Annotated in this window: 20 protein-coding genes; 9 read left to right on the forward strand and 11 right to left on the reverse strand. The window is 64.6% G+C overall.

What is annotated here, in order from left to right:
- Positions 1–57 precede the first annotated feature (57 nt).
- Positions 58–2,187 carry a TonB-dependent receptor gene (locus AT984_RS07205; RefSeq protein ID WP_082679846.1) on the forward strand — a complete coding sequence of 710 codons (2,130 nt, stop codon included), beginning with the start codon at positions 58–60 and terminating at the stop codon, positions 2,185–2,187.
- Positions 2,188–2,248: 61 nt separating this feature from the next.
- On the opposite strand, the gene pdxH is transcribed toward AT984_RS07205, so the two are convergent.
- Positions 2,249–2,884 (reverse strand): pyridoxamine 5'-phosphate oxidase, encoded by a 636-nt coding sequence (gene pdxH, locus AT984_RS07210; RefSeq protein ID WP_058719516.1) that lies wholly within the window; start codon positions 2,882–2,884, stop codon positions 2,249–2,251.
- A gap of 219 nt (positions 2,885–3,103) precedes the next feature.
- Here pdxH and AT984_RS07215 point away from each other — a divergent pair, with 219 nt between their 5' ends.
- Positions 3,104–3,784 carry a nucleotidyltransferase family protein gene (locus tag AT984_RS07215; RefSeq protein ID WP_058719517.1) on the forward strand — a complete coding sequence of 227 codons (681 nt, stop codon included), beginning with the start codon at positions 3,104–3,106 and terminating at the stop codon, positions 3,782–3,784.
- A gap of 25 nt (positions 3,785–3,809) precedes the next feature.
- Here AT984_RS07215 and AT984_RS07220 read toward each other — a convergent pair whose 3' ends face one another.
- Positions 3,810–4,442 (reverse strand): gamma-glutamylcyclotransferase, encoded by a 633-nt coding sequence (locus tag AT984_RS07220; RefSeq protein WP_082679847.1) that lies wholly within the window; start codon positions 4,440–4,442, stop codon positions 3,810–3,812.
- Positions 4,443–4,655: 213 nt separating this feature from the next.
- On the opposite strand from AT984_RS07220, the gene AT984_RS07225 reads away from it, so the two are divergent.
- Positions 4,656–5,678, forward strand: coding sequence for an amino acid ABC transporter substrate-binding protein (locus AT984_RS07225; RefSeq protein ID WP_082679848.1), 1,023 nt, complete (start codon positions 4,656–4,658; stop codon positions 5,676–5,678).
- A gap of 30 nt (positions 5,679–5,708) precedes the next feature.
- Here the strand turns inward: AT984_RS07225 and AT984_RS07230 are convergent, their stop codons facing one another.
- Both AT984_RS07230 and AT984_RS07235 read right to left on the reverse strand, forming a co-directional pair.
- Complete coding sequence (locus AT984_RS07230) at positions 5,709–7,052, reverse strand: sigma-54-dependent transcriptional regulator (RefSeq protein WP_058719518.1); 1,344 nt, start codon at positions 7,050–7,052, stop codon at positions 5,709–5,711.
- The gene (locus tag AT984_RS07235) at positions 7,045–8,931 is read right to left on the reverse strand and encodes a sensor histidine kinase (RefSeq protein WP_231741579.1); all 1,887 of its coding nucleotides are present in this window, start codon (positions 8,929–8,931) and stop codon (positions 7,045–7,047) included. Before AT984_RS07235 ends, AT984_RS07230 begins: the two co-directional genes overlap by 8 nt.
- A 334-nt stretch (positions 8,932–9,265) precedes the next feature.
- On the opposite strand from AT984_RS07235, the gene AT984_RS07240 reads away from it, so the two are divergent.
- The 4 genes from AT984_RS07240 to AT984_RS07255 are packed head-to-tail and all read left to right on the forward strand — an operon-like array spanning position 9,266 to position 12,829.
- A complete protein-coding gene (locus AT984_RS07240; protein ID WP_058719520.1) occupies positions 9,266–10,189 on the forward strand; it encodes a branched-chain amino acid ABC transporter permease in 924 nt (307 codons plus the stop codon).
- Between the two features lie 23 nt (positions 10,190–10,212).
- Entirely contained in the window at positions 10,213–11,298 is a 1,086-nt protein-coding gene (locus AT984_RS07245; protein ID WP_058719521.1) for an ABC transporter permease subunit, read from the forward strand.
- 14 nt (positions 11,299–11,312) lie between these two features.
- Complete coding sequence (locus AT984_RS07250) at positions 11,313–12,092, forward strand: ABC transporter ATP-binding protein (RefSeq protein WP_231741581.1); 780 nt, start codon at positions 11,313–11,315, stop codon at positions 12,090–12,092.
- Between the two features lie 14 nt (positions 12,093–12,106).
- Complete coding sequence (locus AT984_RS07255; protein ID WP_058719523.1) at positions 12,107–12,829, forward strand: ABC transporter ATP-binding protein; 723 nt, start codon at positions 12,107–12,109, stop codon at positions 12,827–12,829.
- Positions 12,830–12,926: 97 nt separating this feature from the next.
- Here AT984_RS07255 and AT984_RS07260 read toward each other — a convergent pair whose 3' ends face one another.
- Entirely contained in the window at positions 12,927–13,496 is a 570-nt protein-coding gene (locus AT984_RS07260; protein ID WP_058722149.1) for a YSC84-related protein, read from the reverse strand.
- 31 nt (positions 13,497–13,527) lie between these two features.
- Positions 13,528–15,897, reverse strand: coding sequence for a mechanosensitive ion channel domain-containing protein (locus tag AT984_RS07265; protein ID WP_058719524.1), 2,370 nt, complete (start codon positions 15,895–15,897; stop codon positions 13,528–13,530).
- A gap of 264 nt (positions 15,898–16,161) precedes the next feature.
- On the opposite strand from AT984_RS07265, the gene edd reads away from it, so the two are divergent.
- On the forward strand, positions 16,162–17,976 hold the full coding sequence (gene edd, locus AT984_RS07270; protein WP_058719525.1) for a phosphogluconate dehydratase: 1,815 nt from the start codon (positions 16,162–16,164) through the stop codon (positions 17,974–17,976).
- Positions 17,977–18,026: 50 nt separating this feature from the next.
- On the forward strand, positions 18,027–18,659 hold the full coding sequence (locus AT984_RS07275) for a bifunctional 4-hydroxy-2-oxoglutarate aldolase/2-dehydro-3-deoxy-phosphogluconate aldolase (protein ID WP_197418269.1): 633 nt from the start codon (positions 18,027–18,029) through the stop codon (positions 18,657–18,659).
- Between the two features lie 33 nt (positions 18,660–18,692).
- Here AT984_RS07275 and AT984_RS07280 read toward each other — a convergent pair whose 3' ends face one another.
- From AT984_RS07280 to AT984_RS07300, 5 genes are all read right to left on the reverse strand, one after another.
- Complete coding sequence (locus AT984_RS07280) at positions 18,693–19,238, reverse strand: PaaI family thioesterase (protein ID WP_058719526.1); 546 nt, start codon at positions 19,236–19,238, stop codon at positions 18,693–18,695.
- Positions 19,239–19,296: 58 nt separating this feature from the next.
- Positions 19,297–19,698: a hypothetical protein gene (locus AT984_RS07285; protein WP_058719527.1), complete on the reverse strand. Its 402-nt coding sequence runs from the start codon at positions 19,696–19,698 to the stop codon at positions 19,297–19,299.
- A gap of 85 nt (positions 19,699–19,783) precedes the next feature.
- Positions 19,784–20,425 (reverse strand): DsbA family oxidoreductase, encoded by a 642-nt coding sequence (locus AT984_RS07290; protein ID WP_058719528.1) that lies wholly within the window; start codon positions 20,423–20,425, stop codon positions 19,784–19,786.
- Positions 20,422–21,408 (reverse strand): succinylglutamate desuccinylase/aspartoacylase domain-containing protein, encoded by a 987-nt coding sequence (locus tag AT984_RS07295; protein WP_058719529.1) that lies wholly within the window; start codon positions 21,406–21,408, stop codon positions 20,422–20,424. Before AT984_RS07295 ends, AT984_RS07290 begins: the two co-directional genes overlap by 4 nt.
- Positions 21,409–21,465: 57 nt before the next feature.
- Positions 21,466–22,377, reverse strand: coding sequence for a DMT family transporter (locus AT984_RS07300; protein ID WP_058722151.1), 912 nt, complete (start codon positions 22,375–22,377; stop codon positions 21,466–21,468).
- Positions 22,378–22,530: the final 153 nt, after the last annotated feature.

A 22,530-nucleotide genomic window follows, 5' to 3' on the forward strand; every position in this document is an offset into this window, starting at 1 on the left:
GGCGTTTTCATGCCTGCCACGCCGACAAGCTTCTCGGCGCTGGCTAACGAGTGATTTATGCGAACAAAAACTTTTGCGCGTCGGCCCCTGGCCGTCGGCGCCAGCCTGCTTTGCCTGGCCGGCTTTTCCTCTTTCATCGCTGCGCCAGCCTTGGCTCAGCAGGGGCCAGTTGCCCCAAGCGGCAATGCGACGGCGGCTGCTGTGGCCGGCAATGCGGCTTCGGCCGAAAAGCTGGACCGCGTGGTGCTCACCGGCAACCCCCTGCGTGCGGGCGAGCTGACCCAAGCGGTCGACGTTTTGCAGGGCGACGCCCTGATCCTGCGCCGCGCCTCCAGCCTGGGTGAGACCCTGGACGGTCTGCCCGGCGTGGCCTCGACCTATTTCGGTCCCAATAGCAACCGGCCCACCATTCGCGGCCTGGACGGCGACCGGGTGCGCATGCTGAGCAATTCGGGCAGCTCGGTCGATGCGTCCAGCCTCAGCTTCGACCATGCCGTGCCCCTGGACCCTTTGGTGGTCGACCGGATTGAAGTGCTGCGCGGGGCTGCTGCCTTGCTCTACGGCGGCAATGCCATTGGCGGCGTGGTCAACACCTTGGACAACCGCATTCCGCGCAAGGCCCAAGCCGGCCTGAGCGGCGCGGCCGAATTGCGCCTGGGCGGCGCGGCGGCCGAACGCAGTGGCGCTGTGGTGTTGGACGGCGGCACCGGCACGGGCCCGAGCGGCTTTGCCTGGCATGCCGACTTGGCCGCGCGCCGCGCCAGCGACCTGCGCACGCCCGAATTCACCAGCGAGGATGGCCGCAGCAAGCAGGTGCGCAATTCCGCCGCTGATAGCCATGGTGGCGCCTTGGGCGGCTCCTATGTCTTCAGCAATGGCTATGCCGGCGTGTCGGTGGATGACTACCGCAATGACTACGGCGTCACGGTGGAGCCCGACGTCAAGATCAAGATGCAGCGCCAACGCTTCGCCGCCGCCGGCGAATGGCGCGCTGCAGAAGGTGACACTGCGGCCTTGCTGCAGCGCTTGAGCTGGCAACTGAGCCGCAGCAATTACGAACACAAGGAAGTGGAGGGCACGGGCGAAGTTGGGACCGTGTTCAAGAGCGTGGGCCATGATTTGCGGCTTGAAGCGCAGCATGGCGCGCTCGGCCCCGTCCACGGCATGGTCGGTGTGCAATGGGAAAAGTCGGACTTCAGTGCCGAAGGCGCCGAAGCGCTGGTACCCAGCTCAAAAACCGAGAACGCGGCGATCTTTGTGCTCGAGCAATACGAGGCCGGGCCATTCAGCCTGTCGCTCGGTGGCCGCTTGGAGTCGGTGCGGATTGAGTCCGCAGGCGACGCCGCTGGCGCCGAGCCGCGCTTCGGCCCAGCCGTAACACAGCGCTACAAGCCGCGCAGCGCTTCGCTCAGCGCGAGCTACCGCCTGCCGCAGATCGCGCAAGGCTTGAGCCTCAACGCCAATCTCAACAGCACCGAACGGGCGCCGATGTTTTACGAGCTGCATGCCAATGGCGTGCATGTGGCCAGCGGAGCTTATGAGCGTGGTGACGCCAGCTTGGGCCTGGAAAAAGCAAAGGGTGTTGACCTGGGCCTGCAATGGAAAACGGCCGAGCATTTGTTGCGCCTCAATGTCTACCAGACCCGCTTCTCTAGCTATATCGCGCTGGATGCCACCGGCGAGCCCGAGATCGAAGGCATGCCGGTCTACGCCTTCAAATCGGTGCCGGCCACCTTGAAGGGCTTTGAGCTGGAAGGACGCTGGACCTTGCCGGCGGCGATGTCCGCCTTCGCAGGGGCTGGTACGGTGCTGAGCCTGTCGGCCCAGCTCGACGGCGTGCGCGGCGAGAACCGCGCCACCGGCGAAGCTTTGCCGCGGCTGGCGCCGCTGCGCGCCAGCTTCGGCTTGGATGCGCAGAGCGGGCTGTGGTCCGGCCGACTGGAATGGCGTCTGTCGGCCCGCCAGGATCGGGTGCCTAGTCTGGACACGCCCACGGCGGGTTACGGCCTGCTCAAGGCCAGCATTGCGCGCCAGTTCATGTTGGGTCAGTCCGACGCGCTGTGGTACTTGAAGCTGGACAACATCACCAACAAGCTGGCCTATAGCGCGACCTCGGTGGCGACCATTCGCGAGCTGAGCCCTATGGCCGGTCGTTCTCTGCACACCGGGGTGCAGGTTCGCTTCTGAGCTGAAAGGGCCTGACTTAGCGCGTCAGGACGCGTCAGGGCGTGGCAGGGGACTCAAGTCATCAAGGCGCCAAGCGCTCCTTGATCCACTGCCCGCCTTCTTGGCGATAGCACAGCCGGTCATGCAAGCGTGAGCGGCGACCTTGCCAGAACTCCCAGCGCTGGGGCACCAGGCGGTAGCCGCCCCAATGCGGTGGGCGCTCGGGGTTGAGTCCGTGAGTCATGGCGGCTTTGGCGGCATTGGTAACCAAAACGCCACGCGAGCTGATCACCTGGCTTTGCGGTGAGGCCCAGGCGCCCAGCCGGGAATCCAGCGGCCGCGAGCGGTAGTAGGCGTCGGACTCGGCGCCGTCGACACGCTCGACCCGACCTTCGATGCGCACCACCCGCTCCAGCTCCACCCAGTGGAACTGGAGTGCGGCCAGCGGGCTGTGCGCCAGCTCTTGGCCTTTGCGGCTGTCGTAATTGGTGAACCAAACCAGGCCGCGCTCATCAAAACCCTTGATCAACACGATGCGGGTGGACGGTTGCCCGTTCGCGCCGACCGTGGCCAGGGTCATGGCATTGGGCTCGGGGATTTCGCTGGCCAGGGCTTGATCCAGCCAGGTCTTGAATTGGGCCAGGGGTTGCTCGGCGCTCAAGGCTTCATCGAGTTCGCCTTGTTCGTAGCTCTTGCGGAGGTCGGATAGTTTGCTCATAGGCCTAAGTATGCGACGTTTGGGCATTGCCGGACTGGCGCCTGGGTGACGCGCTCATCACGCCCAGCGTGCCGAACACGCCTGCAAGGCCCAGTCGGTGCGTAAAACACCTTAGGTGTTGGCCCCACTTCCACGCTGGCGGCCCGGGCGGCATGCTGACGGTCAGTGCAAGCTCGGCGCTTTGATCGGGCAACACTGGGGAAAAACATAAGGTTCAGGATGAAAAGAAGGCGACCGGCGCTGGTCGTGCTTGCGGCAGGGCGCGGTATCAGATTTCACGGCCAGGGCCATAAGCTGGCGCAGCGGCTCGGTGCAGACACCGGTGGCGAGCCATCCCCCATGCCAGCCGAAGACGAGGCCTTCCAAGCCGATATCGACGATGCCTCGCGAGACACCCTGTTGTCACGCAGCCTGCGCAATGCCATGGCCACAGGCTTGCAGTTGGTGGTGGTCACGACCCCTAAGTTATTGCACCTGGTGCAGGGCTGGGTCGCTTCGGTGGACCTGGTGGTCTTGCCCGAGATGGATCAGCAGGGTCGGGCCAGCCCGGTCGGCATGGGCTACTCGATTGCGGCCGGGGTGCGCGCCAGCGGTGATGCGGAAGGCTGGTTGATCATGCCGGCCGATATGCCCTTGCTGCGCGCAAGCAGCATCTTGGCCGTGGCCGATGCGCTGGAGCAATACCCGGTGGCCTTCGCCCAGTACAAGGGCCGCCAAGGCCATCCAGTGGGTTTCAACGCCGAGCTGTATTCCGAGTTGGTTGACCTGCAAGGCGACGAGGGCGCGCGGCGCATCTTGGCCCGTTATCCCTCGCAGGCCGTGGACATCGACGATCCCGGCGTGCTGGTGGATGTGGACACGGTCGAAGACCTGGATCGCCTGCGCGGGCAGGTCGGTTGACGAGTCGCGTTCAGGCAGACTGGCCTCAGCCGAGCAAACCCTGCTGCGCCGCCAAATGCAGCTGCCGCTCCAACTCCCGGTCCCGGATGCCGTGGGCCTGCAAGCTCTGCACCGTGCGTTGCAGATAGTCCAGCGTGCTGCCGTAGCGGCCATGGGCGGCTTCGAAAATTTGCAGCAGGGCGGCGTCGCTCAAGTGCGGCACCAAACCAGGGCTTTGCCGCTCCAGAGTGAAGCTCAGTGCGCGGCGTGGGCCGCTGCTGCTCAGGCAGTTCAGCCAGCGCGGCTGGTAGGAGCCCACCACCATTTCGCGTGCCCACAACTCGCATAGCACGGCCGGGCTTTGCTCCGGACTCACGCGGTAGAACAAGCCCCGGCAACTGCCGCCCGGCAAGAGGCATAGCACTAGGCCGGGCTGGGCCGCATTGCCTCGGTTGACCAGTGAGCGCAGGCGCAGCGCGCGGTGAAAGCCGTGCACCTGTGCCGGGCCTTGCTCCACGGCTTCGAAGCCGGGCTTCCAGATCAGTGAGCCGTAGGCAAACAGCAGCAGACCTTGCTGGCGGCACCATTGCTGCTCCGCCTGGCGATACAGCGCTTGGCTGCGCGCGGGCAGGGCTTGAATGATGGCCGGTAACTCGGGGTCAGGTCTTGATGGCGACATGCACCCATGCTGCCATAGCTTTGCAGGCCTTGCGCCCAGCGCGAGTTGGGGGCGCATTGTCCCGTGCGAATGGCGCCGGCGCATTGCGCAAAACGCAATGGGGTTTTGCCGCTTGTCCGCTCGGTGGGCTTGGCGACAATGTGCGGCCGCATGGATAACAGACTCTTCCTCTCTCTTCACCGCCAAGTTTTGCGCCTTCGTACCGCCGGTGGCATGAGTGCGGTCCTCCTGAGTCTTCTGGGCTTGGCGACGCCCGACTTGGTTTGGGCTGCAGCTTCGCCCGCCCCGGTGGCCGCCAGTGCCAGCCCCGTGGTGTCTCCCGGATCACCGAGCACAGCTCCCCCAGTAGCCGCAAGCACCGTATCAGGCAATCCGGCATCAGCCCTGGCCAGCGGGGAGGGCTCCAACACCTTGCGAAAAATCCGCGACACCGGCTTGATCGTGTTGGGCTACCGGGCCGCATCGCCACCGTTTTCCTATCTGGATGCGCGGCTCAAGCCCATGGGCTACTCCATTGATCTCTGCACGCAGATGGTGGAGGCGATTAAGCAGCGCCTCGATCTGCCTGCCTTGGAAGTCAAATACCTGCCGGTCAGCTCTGCCACCCGCATGCCCTTGGTGGCCAATGGCACAGTGGATCTGGAGTGCGGCATCACCACCAACACGCTGGAGCGGCAAAAGACCCAGTCCTTCTCGCTGACGATCTTTCTGGCCCAGACCCGGCTAATGTCCAAACGCGTGGCACCGCTGCGCAAGCTCGACGATTTGCGAGGCCTGTCGGTGGCCTCCACCATCGGCACCACCAGCATCCAGCTGCTGCATCAGGCCAATCTGAACCAGCAGCTCGGCATGCGCATTGTGGTGGGGCAAGACGACCATGACGCTTTTCGCCTGCTGCTGACCGACCGCGCTGCCGCCTATGCCATGGACGATGTGCTGCTGCGCATGTCGCAGATCAGCGCGGCGCGGCCGGAGGACTTTGTGATCTCGGACGAGGTGTTCTCGGTCGAGCCCTATGCCATCGGCCTGCCGCGCGATGACGCTGTATTCAAGAGTTTGGTGGACGGCGTCATTGCGGGCATTTACCAACGCGGCGAAATTCAGGCCCTGTACCGCAAATGGTTCCAGTCACCGATTCCGCCGCGCGGCATCAATCTGAATTTGCCCATGGGCGAGGCTTTTAAACGCCTGGTGCAAAAGCCCACGGACTCGGCCGACCCCGCGGCCTATCGATAGTCGGCCGAGCTGTTGATGCGCTGACTCCGGTCAGCGGAATTTTTCCAGCTCGATGCCATGCCGGTGCAGCTTGTCGTAAAGCGTCTTTTTGGCCGTTCCCAGCAACTCCATCGCCGCAGGAATGCGGCCCTGGCATTTGCGCAGCGCTTGTTCGATCAAGGCTTTCTCCACATGATCCATCTGTTGGGCCAGCGTGTGGCCGGGCTCGCCATCCGCTTGAGCGCTCGCACCTTCTTGGCTGTTGATGGCCAACACAAAGCGGTCGGCCGCATTGCGCACCTCGCGCACATTGCCCGGCCAGTCATGCGCCATCAACTCACGCAGGCGCTGGGGTGACAACTCCGGTGCCGGGCGCTCATAACGGGCGCAGGCCTGGGCGACGAAATGCTCGAACAGCAGCGGAATATCCTCGCGCCGCTGGCTCAGGGGCGGCAGTTGCAAGGTGGCCACATTGAGGCGGTAGTAAAGGTCGCCACGGAACTTGCCTTGCTCACTCAAGGCGCGCAGATCGGCCTTGGTGGCGGCGATCACCCGCACATTGATGGGCAGTTCTTCGTTGGAGCCCAGGCGCTCGACCCGGCGTTCTTGCAGCACCCGCAGCAGCTTGATCTGCAGGGCGATGGGCATGGTTTCGATCTCGTCCAGCAGCAGGGTGCCGCCGTTGGCATGCTCGATCTTGCCGATGCGCCGCTTGCCGGCCGAGGTGTAGGCACCGGGCTCATGGCCGAACAACTCGCTCTCGAACAAGGCCTCGGGCAGGCCGCCGCAGTTGATGGCAACGAAGTTGCGGTCGCGCCGGCTGCTCTGGTCGTGCAGGCAGCGCGCCACCAATTCCTTGCCGGTGCCGGTCTCGCCCAGAATCATCACATCGGCCGAGGTGTCGGCCAGATTCAGCACCTGGGCGCGCACCTGCTGCATGGCGCTGGAGTTGCCCAGCAACACCGCCTCCACACCGCTGCGCCGCTGCAACTGGCCGCGCAACTCATCCACCGCCACGCGCAGCACGCGCTTGTCGAGCGCGCGCTTGAGGGTGTCGATGAAGCGCTCCGGCGCGAAGGGCTTTTCCAGAAAATCGTAGGCACCGACCCGCATGGCTTGCACCGCCATGGCCACATCGCCGTGGGCGGTGACGAGCACGACGGGAATGTTGGGGTCGGTCGCCACCACATGGTCCAGCAGGCCTAAGCCGCTCATGCCGGGCAGGCGCACATCGGTGGCCACCACGATCTGCGCGCCGGCCTGGATATGGGGCAGGGCTTCCTCGGCGCTGGCGCAGGCGCAAACCTCCAGGCCTTCCAACTCCAGGGTCTGGGTCAGGCTGGCGCGCACCGGCGGGTCGTCTTCGACGAACAAAATCTTGTAACCCTCAAACATGGGACTCTTTCGGGCTCAGGGCCAAATCAAACTCAAACGTCATACCGGTGGCCGGCGGCGGGTTGTTTCGGGCGCGCAGTTGGCCGCCAAATTCGTGCACGATTTTCGATGAAATCACCAGGCCCAGCCCGAGGCCTTGGCCGGCGGGTTTGGTGGTGAAGAAGGGTTCAAACAGGCGCGGCAGCAAGTCCTCGGGCATGCCCGCGCCGCTGTCGCTGATCAGCAGGCTCAGGCGGGCCTCATGCATGTCGGTGTAGATGCGCAGGGTCTTGCTCGCGCTGGTTTGCATCGCGTCGACCGCATTGCCGATCAGATTGACCAAGACCTGCTCCAGCCGGTTGCCGTCGCAGCTCACCCGCAGTTGCTCGCTAACCTCGATGTTCAGCGTCACCTGCTCGGCCTGAATGCGGTGCTCCAGCAGGGTGCGCGCGCCCTGAATCGCCGCCAGCAGCGAGACCGGCGCTTGCGCGGCCTCGGCCTTGCGGGCGAAGCTCTTGAGCTGGCGGGTGATGGCGGTCATGCGCTCCACCATGGCATCGATGGCGCGCAGGTTCTCGGCTACCGTGCTGTTGCGGCCTTTCTCCAGCAGCAGCAGGCTGTTGCGGGAGAGGGCGCGCAGGGCCGTCAGGGGCTGGTTGATTTCATGCGAAATGCCGGCTGACATCTGGCCCAGCACGGCCAGCTTGCCGGCCTGCATCAATTCGTCCTCGGCTTGCAGTCGCTGATTGATCTGATGCTTCAACTCGCTATTGCTGTGGCGCAGTTCCTGGGTGCGCTCGGCCACTTGTTGTTCCAGCTCGCTGTGGGCTTGCTTCAAGGCCTCGCTGGCGCGGAACAGTTGCTCCAGGGCGCGCCGACGATAGGCCAGGTACAGCAAAACCAAGCCCAGGCTGGCGCCCACGGCCGCGCCGCCCCAGGCTGCGTAGCGCGCATGGCGCCAGACCTCGCTGGGGTCTGACAAGGTGACCAGGCGCAGGGCCAGCGGCACGATGGGCCTCTCTTGTGCCAACAGCGGGCGGCTGCGGGTCTCGCCGTCGAGCGCGGGCACTTGCACCAAGCTGGTGTCCTGTTGGTTCAAATCCTCGGTGGCCAGGGCCAGATCGGGGCCTAGATGGCTGGCATAGCGTCCGCTGGCCAGAAGCTCGGCGTGTTTCGCGGCGCTGCCCCGGTTGAGCAAGCGGTACTTCCAGGCCGGCACCGAGGACATGATCACCACATCATTGCTGTCCACCACCAGCAGCTTTTCGCCTTGTGAGCGCATGCCTTGATCCACCCAGGTCGCCTCCAGCGGCGCCAGGTTCAGCATCACCACCACTTGGCCAACGACCTTGCCGTCGCGTTGCAGGTTTTGGCTGAGCAAGTAGTCGGTGCTGGCATTGGCCTCGTTGGCGGCGAAGAACTGGCCGCTGCCGGCGCCAATCTGTTTGCCCAGGCGCCGCATCAAGGTCTCGGCCGGCGGTTCTTGCTTGGGCGCGATGGCATGGCTGCTGGCGTAGTCGTCGCTGGAGGCGATCACCCGGCCATGTGCATCGCAAATAAAGATCAGCCCCAGGCCCGCACGAACATTGATGCGCGCGAGCTTGCGGCTGGCACGCTGGCGCGCTGCCGTATCGCCGGGCTGCGCCACCGCAGTCATCAAATCCTGGTCAATCGCGATCAGGCTGGGCAGATAGTCGTAGCGTGCCAGCTGAGCTTCCAGGCTGGCGGCGTAAAGCTCCAGCCGCTCGGCGGCCACGGCGGCGAGCTGCTCCATGCCGGCGCGCTCGCTCAGGCTGTGGCCGATGTTCAGGCCCAGCGCGATCAAGGCCAGGGTGAGGCTGGCCACGATGCTGGGATGGCTGAGCCGATTGCGCCAGCGTTGGCCGGAAGTTGAGTGCAAAAGTAAGTGGGGCTTGGGCATTAGCCCGCCAGTGTGCCTAAAGCTGGCGCCGCTGTCGCGCAGTGCGCAAGCTTGAAAGTGCCACGCCGCGCACGGTTTTGGACGAGGCCGGGGAGGGTGTTGTGTGAGATTCCGCACTCGCCGGCTAGCCCCTGTGTCGAATTCCGCCCGAATGCCGGCGCCGGGGCTGCTGGCGCGGCCGCCGCGGCATAGGGCGCCCTCGGTGAATACCCGCGCTGCGCGATTTTTGGCACGTGGATTGCAAACCTTTGACGCAGATCAGCGCGGCAACCCTGTTGTCGCTTCCCGAAAAAAAGCAGCAAAGGACTCAAGCATGGAAACTTTTATGCAACAGATCATCAATGGTCTGGTGCTGGGCAGCATGTATGCCCTGGTGGCCCTGGGGTACACGATGGTGTACGGCATCGTCAACTTGATCAATTTCGCGCATGGCGAGATCTTGATGGTGGGCGGTATGGTGAGCTGGACGGTGGTGACGGCGCTGGCGGACTCGGGCCTGCCGGGCTGGGCGCTGATGCTGATCGCGCTGGGCTGCGCGGTGGTGACCTGCGTGACGCTGAACTTCGTGGTCGAGAAGGTGGCCTACCGGCCCTTGCGCAATGCGCCGCGCTTAGCCCCCCTGATCACGGCCATGGGCATGTCGCTGCTGCTGCAGACCTTGGCCATGATCATCTGGAAGCCGAGCCCCAAGCCCTTCCCGCTGCTGCTGCCCACCACGCCCATCGACCTCGGTGGCCCGGTGATCTCGGTGACGCAGTGCCTGATTCTGGGCGTGACGGTGGTGATCCTGGCCGCGCTGATGTGGCTGGTCAATCACACCAAGCTGGGCCGCGCGATGCGCGCCACGGCTGAGAACCCCAAGGTGGCCGGCCTGATGGGCGTGAAGCCCGACTTCATCATCTCCACCACCTTTGTGATCGGTGCGGCCCTGGCCGCGGTGGCCGGCCTGATGTGGGCGGCCAACTACGGCACGGTGCAACACACCATGGGCTTTATGCCTGGCCTGAAGGCCTTCACGGCCGCGGTGCTGGGCGGTGTGGGTAACTTGGCCGGTGCGATGGTGGGCGGCGTCTTGCTGGGCCTGATCGAAGCCATCGGCGCGGGCTATCTGGGTGATCTGACCGGCGGCGTGCTGGGCAGCCATTACGCCGACATCTTCGCCTTCGTGGCGCTGATCCTGGTGCTGACCCTGCGACCCTCGGGCCTGCTGGGTGAGCGTGTGGCCGACCGTGCCTGAGCGTGGCTGAAGGAGAACTCAATATGCAAAAGAACAAACTCTTCGTCTTCGGCCTGGCGGCCATCGGCTTGCTGGTGCTGCCGCTGTTCGCGCAGCAGCTGGGCAACGGCCCGGTGCGCATCATCGACCTGGCCTTGCTCTACGTGATGCTGGCTCTGGGCCTGAACATCGTGGTCGGCTACGCCGGCTTGCTGGACCTGGGCTATGTGGCCTTCTACGCCGTCGGCGCCTATATGTTCGCGCTGCTGAGCAGCCCGCACCTGAGTGAGAACTTCGAAGCCTTCCGCGCCGCCTTCCCCGATGGCCTGCATTCGCCCTTGTGGATCGTGGTGCCGCTGGGCGCGGGCCTGGCGGCCTTCTTCGGCGTCATGCTGGGTGCGCCCACGCTGAAGCTGCACGGCGACTATCTGGCCATCGTGACGCTTGGCTTTGGCGAAATCATCCGCGTCTTCCTGAACAATCTGGAGCACCCGGCCAACATCACCAACGGCCCGCGCGGCATCGGCCAGATCGACGCCATTCACTTCTTCGGCGTTGACCTGGGCAAGGGCCTGGAAATCTTCGGCACCACGCTGCCCTCGGTGACCCTGTACTACTACCTCTTCCTGACCCTGGTGGTGTTCAGCGTGCTGATCTGCTACCGGCTGGAGAACAGCCGCATTGGCCGCGCCTGGATGGCCATCCGTGAAGACGAGATCGCCGCCAAGGCCATGGGCATCAACACCCGCAATCTCAAATTGCTGGCCTTCGGCATGGGTGCGACCTTCGGCGGTGTCGCCGGCTCCATGTTCGCCAGCTTCCAGGGCTTTGTGAGCCCGGAGTCCTTCAGCCTGCAAGAGAGCGTGATGATCGTGGCCATGGTGGTGCTGGGCGGCATCGGCCACATCCCCGGCGTGATCCTGGGCGCGCTGCTGCTGTCGGCCCTGCCTGAAGTGCTGCGCTACGCCGCCGGCCCGCTGCAAGAAATGACCGGCGGTCGCCTGGACGCCGCCATCCTGCGCCAGCTGCTGGTGGCCCTGGCCATGATCAGCATCATGCTGATCCGCCCGCGTGGCCTGTGGCCCGCCCCTGAGCATGGCAAGGCCGCCCCTGTGCCGACGAAGAAATGAGCGAGGAGAACAACATGACAGATCAAATCGTTCTGCACGTCAGCGGCGTGTCCAAGCGCTTCGGCGGCTTGCAAGCCCTCAGCGACGTGGGCATCAAAATCATGAAGGGTCAGGTCTACGGCCTGATCGGCCCCAACGGCGCAGGCAAGACCACCTTCTTCAACGTCATCACCGGGCTCTACACGCCGGACGCTGGCACCTTCGAGCTCGGCGGCGCGCCCTACACCCCGCAGGCCGTGCACCAAGTGGCCAAGGCCGGCATTGCGCGCACCTTCCAGAACATCCGCCTCTTCGCTGAAATGACGGCGCTGGAGAACGTGATGGTGGGCCGCCACGTGCGCTCGGGCTCGGGCCTGCTGGGCGCGGTGCTGCGCACCCCCAGCTTCAAGGCGGAAGAAGCGGCCATTGCCAAGCGCGCGCAAGAGCTGCTCGACTATGTGGGCATCGGCAAGTACGCCGACTTCAAAGCCCGCACCCTGAGCTACGGCGACCAGCGCCGCCTGGAGATCGCACGCGCCCTGGCCACCGACCCCAAGCTGATCGCCCTGGACGAGCCGGCCGCGGGCATGAACGCCACCGAGAAAGTGGTGCTGCGCGAGCTGATCGACCGCATCCGCAAAGACGGCCGCACCATCCTCTTGATCGAACACGATGTGAAGCTGGTGATGGGCTTGTGCGACCGCGTCACGGTGCTGGACTACGGCAAGCAAATCGCCGAAGGCACGCCCTACGACGTGCAGCGCAATGAGAAGGTCATCGAAGCCTATCTGGGCGCGGGCCACACCAACCATTAAAAGAAGCAGTGACCATGTCGAACAACAATGTATTGCTCAAGGTCAGCGACCTGAAGGTGGCCTACGGCGGCATTCAGGCCGTCAAAGGGGCGAGCTTCGAAGTGCGCCAAGGCGAGCTGGTCAGCCTGATCGGCGCCAACGGCGCGGGCAAGACCACCACCCTCAAAGCCATCACCGGCCTGCAACCTATCGCCGACGGCAGCGTCGAGTACCTGGGCAAAGCCATCAAGGGCCAGGGCAGCTGGGATCTGGTCAAGCAAGGCCTGGTGATGGTGCCCGAAGGCCGAGGCACCTTCACCCGCATGACCATCACCGAGAACCTGCAGATGGGCGCCTACATCCGCAGCGACAAGGCGCAAATCCTGGCCGACATCGACAAAGTCTTCACCATCTTCCCGCGCCTCAAAGAGCGCAAAGACCAACTCGCCGGCACCATGAGCGGCGGCGAGCAGCAGATGCTGGCCATGGGCCGCGCGCTGATGGCCCAGCCCAAAGTCTTGCTGCTGGACGAGCCCAGCATGGGTTTGAGCCCCATCATGGTGGACAAGATCTTCGAAGTGGTGAGCGACATCCACAAGCAAGGCGTGACCATCCTGCTGGTGGAGCAAAACGCCAGCCGCGCGTTGGCCATTGCCAACCGCGGCTATGTGATGGAGTCCGGCGAAGTCACCATGAGCGGGGAGGGCATGAGCTTGCTCAATGACCCGAAGGTTAGGGCGGCTTATTTGGGTGAGTAAATCGCGTCAGTGAATCGGGCCAGTACAGCGGGCGAACAAGCCCGCTGTACGCCTTGATCGAACAGCTCGGCTTGTGCGAAGCCGAGCCATTCCAGCCTCACTTCTTTTTGTAGCTGAACTTCTGCCCACTGACGGTGGCCTCATACATCAGCCCGCCCTGAGGCAGGGTGAAGATGGCCATGCCGTGGTTGTAAGCGCCGACCGATTTGGCGTTCTCCCGGTCACCGCTGATCTGTGCCGATGAGCCGGTGGTGCTTGTCTTGGCGCCCGCACCCGCGGTGATGGCCACGGCCGAGGCCTCGGCGCCGAATTCGAACTCACCCTTGGTGAAGGTCTTCAAGGCCGCCTGGTCTTCGAAGTAAATGATCTGGCTGAAGCCTTGGCCGCCGAGTTGGAAGCCCACGCTGAGCTGAGTCATCGAGGTATTGCCGATGTGCTTGCCCTTCTCGTAGACACGGCCTTGGCCGTAGGCGCCGCCGATGCCAAAGCCAGCCTTGCCGATGGTCGGGAAGACCGCGTAGCCATAGGCCGTCTCGGCAATCTTGCCGCTCTGCTCGGCCTTGGCAAAGGCCTTGATGGTGTTCTGGTACTGATCCGCCCAGGCGGGCGTGGCAGCCAGGCTCAGTGCGGTGAGGCCCAGTGCCGAGAAGAAAAGTCGTTTGTTCATGAACATTCCTTGCGGTTGAAAGAACGGGTGGTTAGCGCGGTGTCGCTGGCTGGTCGGTGCTGGGTGCTGTTTCGAGCGCCACCTTGATCGGGCCCACTAGATCCAGATGCACATCGCGCTGCGGGAATGCAATCGAGATGCCGGCGGCGGCCAAGGCGTCGTTGATGGCAAAGCGCAAATCGCTGTCCACCCCGGCGCCGCTGCGCGGGCCGTTGAGGCGAAACCAAAACTGCAGGCGCAGGCTCAGCGCATCGGCAGCGAAGTCGTCGAAGAAGACCTCGGGCGGTGGGTCTTGCAAGACGCTGGGGTGATTGGCGGCGCAGTCGGTGATCAATTGCGTGGCCCGGCGCACATCGGAGCCATAGGCCACGCCGACCAGGATCACGCGGCGGATGTCCGGGCTGCTGCCGTTCCAGTTGCTGACCTGGTTTTCAAGCAGGGTGGAGTTGGGCACGATGGCATCAATGCCGTCAAAGCCGCGCAAGGTGGTGGCTCGCAAATCCACGGTTTGCACCGTGCCCGAGATACCGCCCACCGAGACAATATCGCCGACCCGGATCTTGCGCTCGAACAAGATGATGATGCCGCTGATCAGGTTCTTGATGACGTTTTGCGCGCCAAAGCCAACGCCAATCGCCAAGGCGCCACCCAGGAAGGCAAAGGCGGTAATCGGGATGCGTGCCAGCTTCAGCACGATCATCAAGACGACCAACAGCAAGATGGTGTTCAACCAGCGCCGCAGCACGCGCGCCAAGGCGGCCGAGAGATGCAGGCGCCGCGCCATCTGATTGATCAGCACGTTAGACAACCAGCGCGAGAGGCCGTAACCCGCGCCCAGCATGATCAAGATGCCCAGGCTTTTGCCCACGGTCACGCCGTAGTCGACGGTGACGACATTGCCGTCGATCTGCGTGTTCTCGGTGGCGCTGAAGAGCTCGTAATTCCAGAGATAAGCGGCAAAGCCGGCCGACCAGCTGGCCAGCTGCTTGAGCCAGCTCTTGGCATCGTCGGGCTGCAGGCCCAGGCCCATATCGGCACGGCTGCGGGTCAACAAGAGATGGGCGCGGCTGAGCTCCGAAATCAAGCGCTCCCGCACATTCAGCTGAGTTTGCAAAGCCGTCAAGATGCGCTGCTGTTCGGCACGGTGGACGTCGTCAGCCGCCATGTCCTGCATCCGCGCCTCCTGGCCGCGTAACTCGGCGCGCAGGAAGTCGCCTTGTTTGGCCGCACCTTGCAGCCGCCCCAGCACCAACTCGTCTCCGCGATTGAGGCTCTCGGCCGCGGCCTGCTTTTTCTCGGCGCTATCGCCCGCCGCCCAGGCGGCTTGGCGGGCTTGCCACAGACGGGTCTTCTCGCGGGCCAGGGACTCCAGTTCGCGCAGACCGCTCAGCGCCATGCGCAGGGCTTCAAGCTCCAGACGAAGGCTCTCGGCGCCCGAGCTGGGCAGCTCGGCGCTTTGCAGCCGCCCGATCTGGGCTTCCAGCTTGAGGCGCTCGGCCGTCGCGCGGTCTTTTTCCTTGGCGAATTCCTTGGTCAGGCGGCGCAGTTCGGCGTCAGACAGTTCTTGATGCGGGCTGACGCGGGCTACCTCGGCTTGCAACTGCGCAATGGGCTGGGCCAGGCTTTCCAGGGCATCGCGGGCCTTGCTGCGGGCTTGATCGGCCTGCAGCACTTCAAGGTCGGCGACTTCGGCTTGAATCTGACTGAGTTCCAGCTGAGCCGCGGCCTTTTTCTGGCCATCGGCCAAGCGGAGCTGCGCCGCCTGGTCTTGGCGACGGCGCAAAGTGGCTTCGGCGCTGGTGCGCGCTTCGACCGCGGCGGCCACCTCGGTCTCCAGCGACTTGCCCTGCATTTTCAGCCCCGCCTGGCGCCCCAGCAAAGCGTCGAGCTGATCGCGCAGGGCATCCACATCGATCATGCTGTAGGGCGGCAGACCGGGCAGCGGGGTCAGTGTGGCGGCTGCTGGCCCGCCCGCAGCATTGGCACCGCCATTGGCGCTGGGCTCCATGCTGGTTTGCAGCTGGGCGGACAGCAGCATCAGGCGGCGCGCGGCGGCCAAGGTGCGCTCAGGCAGCAAAGGCTCGCTCTCGCTGCTTTTGAGCTGCAATTGCTGGTGATAGGCACGCGCCGCATCCAATCGGGCGGCCCAGTCGGTGCCGCTTGCTGTGGCTGAACTGGCGGCCTTGCCGCTGGTCGCCGCGGGTGCGCCAATGCTGTTGATCTGCGTGCGCACCGCCTCCGGCACAAGGCCTTTGGGTAGCTCGATGGCCAGCGCGTTGCTGGCGTGCAGGCCCAAATGCAAAAGCCCGAGGAGAGCGCCAATCTCAATCAGCCGGTACAGCGCGGCGGCAATGGGTGTTGGCTTGAGAGTGGCGTTGGCGCTGAGCGGTTTGCTGAACATGGGCGGGGCGGGCGTCGGGTCAGGTGTCGAGGCTATGGGGTGCGGTCCGCAGGGCGGTGGGTAGAAAATGCAAGCCGCGATCCTCGCATGCCTATGGCCCACTTCGCCGCAAGCAAGTGGCAAGATTTGATCTTCCCGGCGCCTTGGGCGGTGCGTGCTGCGACCGAATGGCCTTGCTTCGTACCTCTGATGTAACCCGGAGGCGGGGTGAATCTTGTAATATGGTTACTAATTTTCACTAAGCCGAGTTACACGGCCCTGCGTATGAACAAGACCCTGCTTGCCGTCACCGATCGCATTCGCCAGCGCAGCGCCTCGACGCGTGCTGAGTATTTGCAGCAGATTGACCGCATGGCGGGCCGCAAGCGCGGCGTGGAACGCATGGGTTGCGCCAATGTGGCGCATGCGGTGGCGGCGATGCCGGCCAATGACAAGTTCCGCATCGTGGCGGAGAAGGGGCCGCATCTGGCCATCGTCACCGCTTACAACGATATGTTGTCGGCCCATCAGCCTTACGAAGCCTACCCGGCCCTGATCCGCGACGAGGCGCACAAGCAAGGTGCCACCGTGCAAGTGGCCGGCGGCGTGCCCGCCATGTGTGACGGGGTCACCCAAGGCCTGCCGGGCATGGAGCTGAGCTTGTTCTCGCGCGACAACATCGCAATGAGCGCGGCCATTGGCCTCAGCCACGATGTTTTCGACGCGGCGCTGCTGCTGGGCATATGCGACAAGATCGTGCCGGGCCTCTTGATCGGCGCCTTGCACTTCGGCCATTTGCCCTGCGTGTTCGTGCCGGCCGGGCCGATGAGCAGCGGTTTGCCGAATAATGAAAAAGCCAAGGTGCGCGAGCTCTATGCCCAAGGCAAGGTCGGCCGTGAGGAATTGCTCAAGGCCGAATCGGCGGCCTATCACGGCGCGGGCACCTGCACCTTCTACGGCACGGCCAATAGCAACCAGATGCTGCTCGAAGCCATGGGCTTGCATGTGCCGGGTGCCGCCTTCATTCACCCGCACGACCCGCTGCGCGAAGCGCTGACGCGTGAGGCCGTGCGCAACGCCTTGGCGATCACGGCCAGGGCGCGTTACACCCCCATCGGCCGCCTGGTGGATGAGCGTTGCATCGTCAACGCCATGGTGGCCCTGCTGGCCACCGGCGGCTCCACCAATCACCTGATTCATTGGGTGGCGGTGGCGCGCTCGGCCGGCATCTTGATCGACTGGAGCGATTTCTCGGAGCTGTCCGGTGTGGTGCCTTTGCTGTCCCGCGTCTACCCGAATGGCGCTGCCGATGTGAACCAGTTCCAATCGGCTGGCGGCCCGGGCTTTGTGATCCGCGAGCTGATGGATGCAGGCCTGATGCACGAAGATGTGCTGAGCGTGGCCGGCGATTCGCTGCGCCCCTTTGCCCGCGTGCCGCATTTGGCTGATGGCCAAGTGGCCTGGCAAGACCTGGCCCCTGCCAGTGGTGACGATTCCGTGGTGCGCCGCGCCGATGCGCCTTTCAGTGCCACCGGTGGCCTCAAGCTGCTGGATGGCAATCTGGGCCGCGCCGTCATCAAGGTCTCGGCGGTGCCGGATGACCGCCACATCATCGAAGCCCCGGCCCGCATCTTCACCACGCAAGAAGCCATGTTGGCGGCGTTCAACGCCGGTGAGCTGGAGCGTGATGTGATCGTGGTTGTGCGCTTCCAAGGCCCGCAGGCCAATGGCATGCCTGAGTTGCACAAGCTGACCCCGCCGCTGGCCGTGCTGCAAGGCCGGGGCTTCAAGGTGGCTTTGGTGACCGATGGCCGCATGAGTGGCGCCTCGGGCAAGGTGCCCGCTGCCATTCACGTCAGCCCCGAGGCCCTGGCCGGTGGGCCGCTGGGCAAGCTGCGTGATGGCGACATCGTGCGCATGGACGCCGTCTCGGGCGATTTGCAGGCCTTGGTGCCGGCGGAAGAGTGGGCCGCCCGTGAACACGCGCGGATCACGCCCGAGCAAGTGCTGGAAAACGGCCATGGCCTGGGCCGGGATTTGTTTGCCGGCATGCGCCGCAATGTGCGCACGGCCGAAGAGGGTGCGGTCAGCTGGCTCTAAGCGAGTTCGCATCACCGCGCCTGAAACCCATTCACTAGACAAGAACAAACATGAGCATCAATACCCTCAGCCTGGCCAGTTACGGCCCCGTCATTCCCGTCATCGTCATTCAGCGCCTGGAAGACGCGGTGCCGCTGGCCCAAGCCCTGGTGGCCGGTGGCGTGCGTGTGCTGGAAGTGACGCTGCGCACGCCGGTGGCTTTGCAGGCCATGGAAGCGATGGCGCGTGCGGTGCCCGAGGCCATTGTTGGCGCCGGCACCTTGCGCTCGGTCGCGGATGTGAAAGCGGCGCGTGACGCCGGCTGCCAATTCGGCGTCAGCCCCGGTTACACCGACGCCATCGGTGCGGCCTGCCATGAACTGGATCTGCCTTTGCTGCCCGGCGTCTCGACAGCCAGCGAGGTGATGCAGGCCAATGCTGCGGGTTACAACTTTCTCAAGCTCTTCCCGGCCGTGGCGGTGGGCGGCATCAATCTGCTCAAGGCCTTGGGCGGCCCCTTCCCGGATGTGGCTTTTTGCCCCACCGGCGGCATCACGCTGGAAACGGCGCCGCAGTTTTTGAAGCTGGCCAACGTCAAGGTGTGCGGCGGCTCTTGGCTGACGCCGCAAGACGCGATTGATTCGGGAGATTGGGCCCGCATCACTCGCCTGGCGGCTGAGGCTGCGGCGATTCCGCGCGGCTAAGGTCCGAGCGCCGGCCGCAAGACCGGCGCGCGCTCAGGTCTGCTCCGGCATCTCGAACACCAGGCAGGTGGTGCTGGCGTGGGCGTACAAACGTCCGTCATGGCCCACCAAGCTGGCTTCGGCCGTGGCCACCTGGCGGCCTGAATGCACCACCTTGCCGATGGCGCGCACCAGCGGCACCCGCTCGGTCAGTGCGCGCACCAGATTGACCTTGAATTCCAGCGTGGTGTATGAGCGACCCACCGGCATGGTGGTGTGCACCGCGCAACCGAGGGCCGAGTCCAGCAAGGTGGCAAACCAGCCGCCGTGCACGGTGCCCAGCGGGTTGTAGTGGCGCCGCAGCGGGCGGCCCTGAAAGACGGCCTCGCCAGGTGCGACCGATATCAGCATGAAGTCCAGCGTTTCGGCGATGGGCGGCGGCGGCAGCTCGCCGTCCAGCATGGCTTGCATGGCCTCCAGCCCGCTCAGGTCGCGAACCTGATCCAGGCGGGCAACGCCCACGGCTTGCTGCAGCTTCGCCCGTACGGCGGCTTCTTCCTCTTGCCATTGCTGCAAGACTTGGGTATGGGTGTCGTTCATTTCAGTCGCCTCCCTAGCGGCCCCTCGGCCGGATTGAATTAGTTGGCAAGCCAGCGCTTCAGTCGCTGTTGAATCCTTGGGCGCTCAACCAGCGCAAGCCGTCTTCGATGCTGTCACTGCGCCGATACAGGGCTAGCTGCTCGGCGCGCTCTTTCAAAGCACGCACCATGAGCCCATGGAAACTGGTGGGCAAGATATCGGTCGCGGCCCGCAGCCCGTGGCGTACGCCGTCTTCGAAGAAGCCCCACCACAATTCCAGGGCCTCGGGCGTGCCGCCTTCCCATTGCCGGCCGTCGCTGAGCAGGCCCCAAGGGCGGCCATCACGCATCTGCCAAAGTAGCGTGGCTTTTTTGTGCAATTGGCGGGCGGCTTCTTCGTTCCAAGTACCGCTGTAATTGGCCATCAAAACATCACCCTGCCAGTGCAAGGTGAACTCGCCATGCTGTGCCCAGTCGCTCATCGCTTTATCTGTCGTCTCGGGGTTGGTGTTTCGAACTGCCCGAGTGTAGGGCGCCAGACTTGCAGAAGTCTGGCGCCTATGCCGCTCAGGGCATCTGCTGCGCGATTTGACGCAAGGCCTGTTCGAACACCTCAGGCGTCTGGCCGCCCGAGATCAGATGGCGCTCGTTGATGATGATGGCCGGCACCGAGTTGATGCCCTGGCTTTGCCAGAAGGCCTCGGCCTGGCGCACTTCATCGGCGTAGCGGCCCGATGCCAGCACCTCGGCGGCCTCGGTCGCATCGAGTCCGGCGGCCGTGGCGGCTTCCAGCAGCACGGCCGTGTCGCCCGGGTTCTTGCCTTCGGTGAAGTAGGCTTTCAGCAAGGCGTGCTTGAGGGTTTTTTGCGCCTCGCCGCCTTGCATGCCGGCCCAGTGCAGCAGGCGGTGGGCGTCGAAGGTGTTGTAGATGCGGTCGCGTGCGCCCTTGGTGAAGGTGAAGCCCAGGGCCGCGCCGCGCTCGCGAATCATCTCGCGGGTTTGGGCCATTTGCTCAGGGCCTGCGCCGTATTTGCGCGCCAGATGGGCGTTGATCTCTTCGCCTTCCGGCGCCATTTGCGGGTTCAGCTCGAAGGGCTGGAAGTGCAAGTCCACCTGCAGCTCGGGCACGCGAGCCAGGGCCTGTTCGAGGGACTTCAGGCCGATGGCGCACCAAGGGCAAGAAACATCAGAGACAAAATCGATTTTCATAATTTGCGCTCGCTGGGCCGCGCCAGGTAGAACCATTCCTGGCCTGGCTGGGCCTTGTTATTGGGGAAAACGATGCGGCCCGCCGCTGGCGCCAGCACCGGGCTGCCGTCGTGGCGGGTGCCGATGCGCTGGCCTTGTTCCACGGCGTCAAAGCTGGCCCATTCACGCTCGAAGCTGTCATCGGCATGCTCCCGGTCGATGACTTCGTAGAGCTGCAGCAACTCGGGCGCGATGGCCGGCCGGTGGGCTTCCACTGCCGCTGGGTCAATCATGCCCAGCAAGACCAGGGTACGCAGAATTGCCAGCCGGGCCACTTCCGGCGCGCCGGGATCTTGGTGCTGGCCGCATTCCAGGGTGAGGCCATAGCCGCCTTGCGAGCGCATGTACTCGGTGGTGCCAACGCCGTAATGCGGGTCTTGCACCAGGGCCTGGGCGCGCGAGCCGTCGCTGCCTTTGGCGGCACGCCGTTGCAGACCCAGGGCGTAGGTGGACAGCCATCCTTCAACAATGCGCGCCGGCCCAAGGCAGGCGGCCATGGCCGCTTCTTGGGCGGCCCAGGCAAAGGGTTCCAACTCGCCTTGGTTGTCGCGCGGGCCCAGCATCACAAAGGGCTGGCCCTGGCCTTGGAAGGAGTGCAGGTCCAGCAGCACATCGTGGCTGGCGAGCAAGGGGCATAGGCGCGCGGCGATGCGATCCTCAAAATCTTGGGCGATCACCGGCGGGCGCAGATTGCGGTTCAGATTGCGCTCACCTTCACGCCGACCCAGGGCATGCGCCAGCGGGTTGACGATGGGCACCAGGGTGAGCGTGCCGCGCAGCAGCGTCAGGCGGCCACTGTCAAGTTCGGCCATCACGGCCTCAATCGCCTGCACGCCGCAGACTTCATTGCCGTGCACGGCGGCGCTGACCAGCAGGCGAGGGCCGGCTTTGAGGCCCGCGAATTGGTGGCTGCGCAGATGGGTGGGCGTTGGAACAGAACTCATGGGTGCGGGTGAATGAGGGTCAGGTCTTGCCTGGAATTGGTTTGAGGTGCCAGTTTCTCATGCACGCCGGGACGGTGCTGTCGCCAGCAGAACACCGACAAGCGCCATCGCGTAGGCCAGGGCTTGTACGGGGCTCAAGCGCTCGCCGAGTGCCAGGCCCACCAAGCCGGTCGCCACCGGCAGGAAGACCATGAATACGCCCGCCTTGGCGGCCGGCACTTGACGCAAGCCCGTCATCCACAGCCACACCGTCACCATGCTGGCGGCCCCTGCGTAAAACAGCAGCAAGCCCCAGATAGACAAGCTGGGCAGGCTGAAATCAAAGCTCTGCGCCTGCCAAAGGCCCAGCGGTGTCACCAGCACCAGGCCCCAAAGATTGATCAGCGCGCTGATGCGTTTGGGCGAGACCTGGGCGGTGAGCTTTTTGCCGATCACCACATAAGCGGCTTCGCAGAACACCGCGCCGATCAGCAGCAGGGCGCCCAGCGCCGATGTTGGCGTGTTCGCTTGCGCTGTGATTTGCCCGCGCTCCAGCGCCACCAAGGCGATGCCGGCCACGCCCAGGGCAATCCCCCAGCCGACGCGAGCAGCAATGCGCTCACCCAGCAATATCCGGCTCAGCAAGGCCACCGCCGCTGGGATGGCCGCCAAAATCACCCCGGCCACCACGGCTGAGCTGTGCTGCAGCCCGAACAGCAGACAGATCGAAAACAGGAAGTTGCCGATGAAGGACTCCCAGAACAGCAAGATTTTGCTGCGCCGGTCCAAGGCCGCTTCGCCACTGGCTGGCTTGAGCCACGCCGCCATCAGCACCGCCGCCATGCCAAAGCGCAGCCAAGCTAGCAAGAACACGGGGAACACGGCTACCAAGAGCTTAGACAAGCCGACATAGCTGCCGACCAAGCTGGTGCTGAGGGCCAGGCAGGCGTAGGCGGCCCAGGGTGTGTGAAGGTTTGGACTGCGAGTCATGGCCGGCATCATGCCTTGTGCGGCCAAAGCCCGCCCCAGCGCGGGTTTGTTTTGCGCCAATCGGCGCTGGCCTGAAGGCTAAACTGAGAGACCGCCGCCCCGCCCCGGGCCGCGCCGCTGGCGCAGCGCCACTTCAACTTTTTAGAACTCTTC

It is taken from the genome of Paucibacter sp. KCTC 42545, assembly GCF_001477625.1.
Lineage (GTDB): Bacteria > Pseudomonadota > Gammaproteobacteria > Burkholderiales > Burkholderiaceae_C > Paucibacter_A.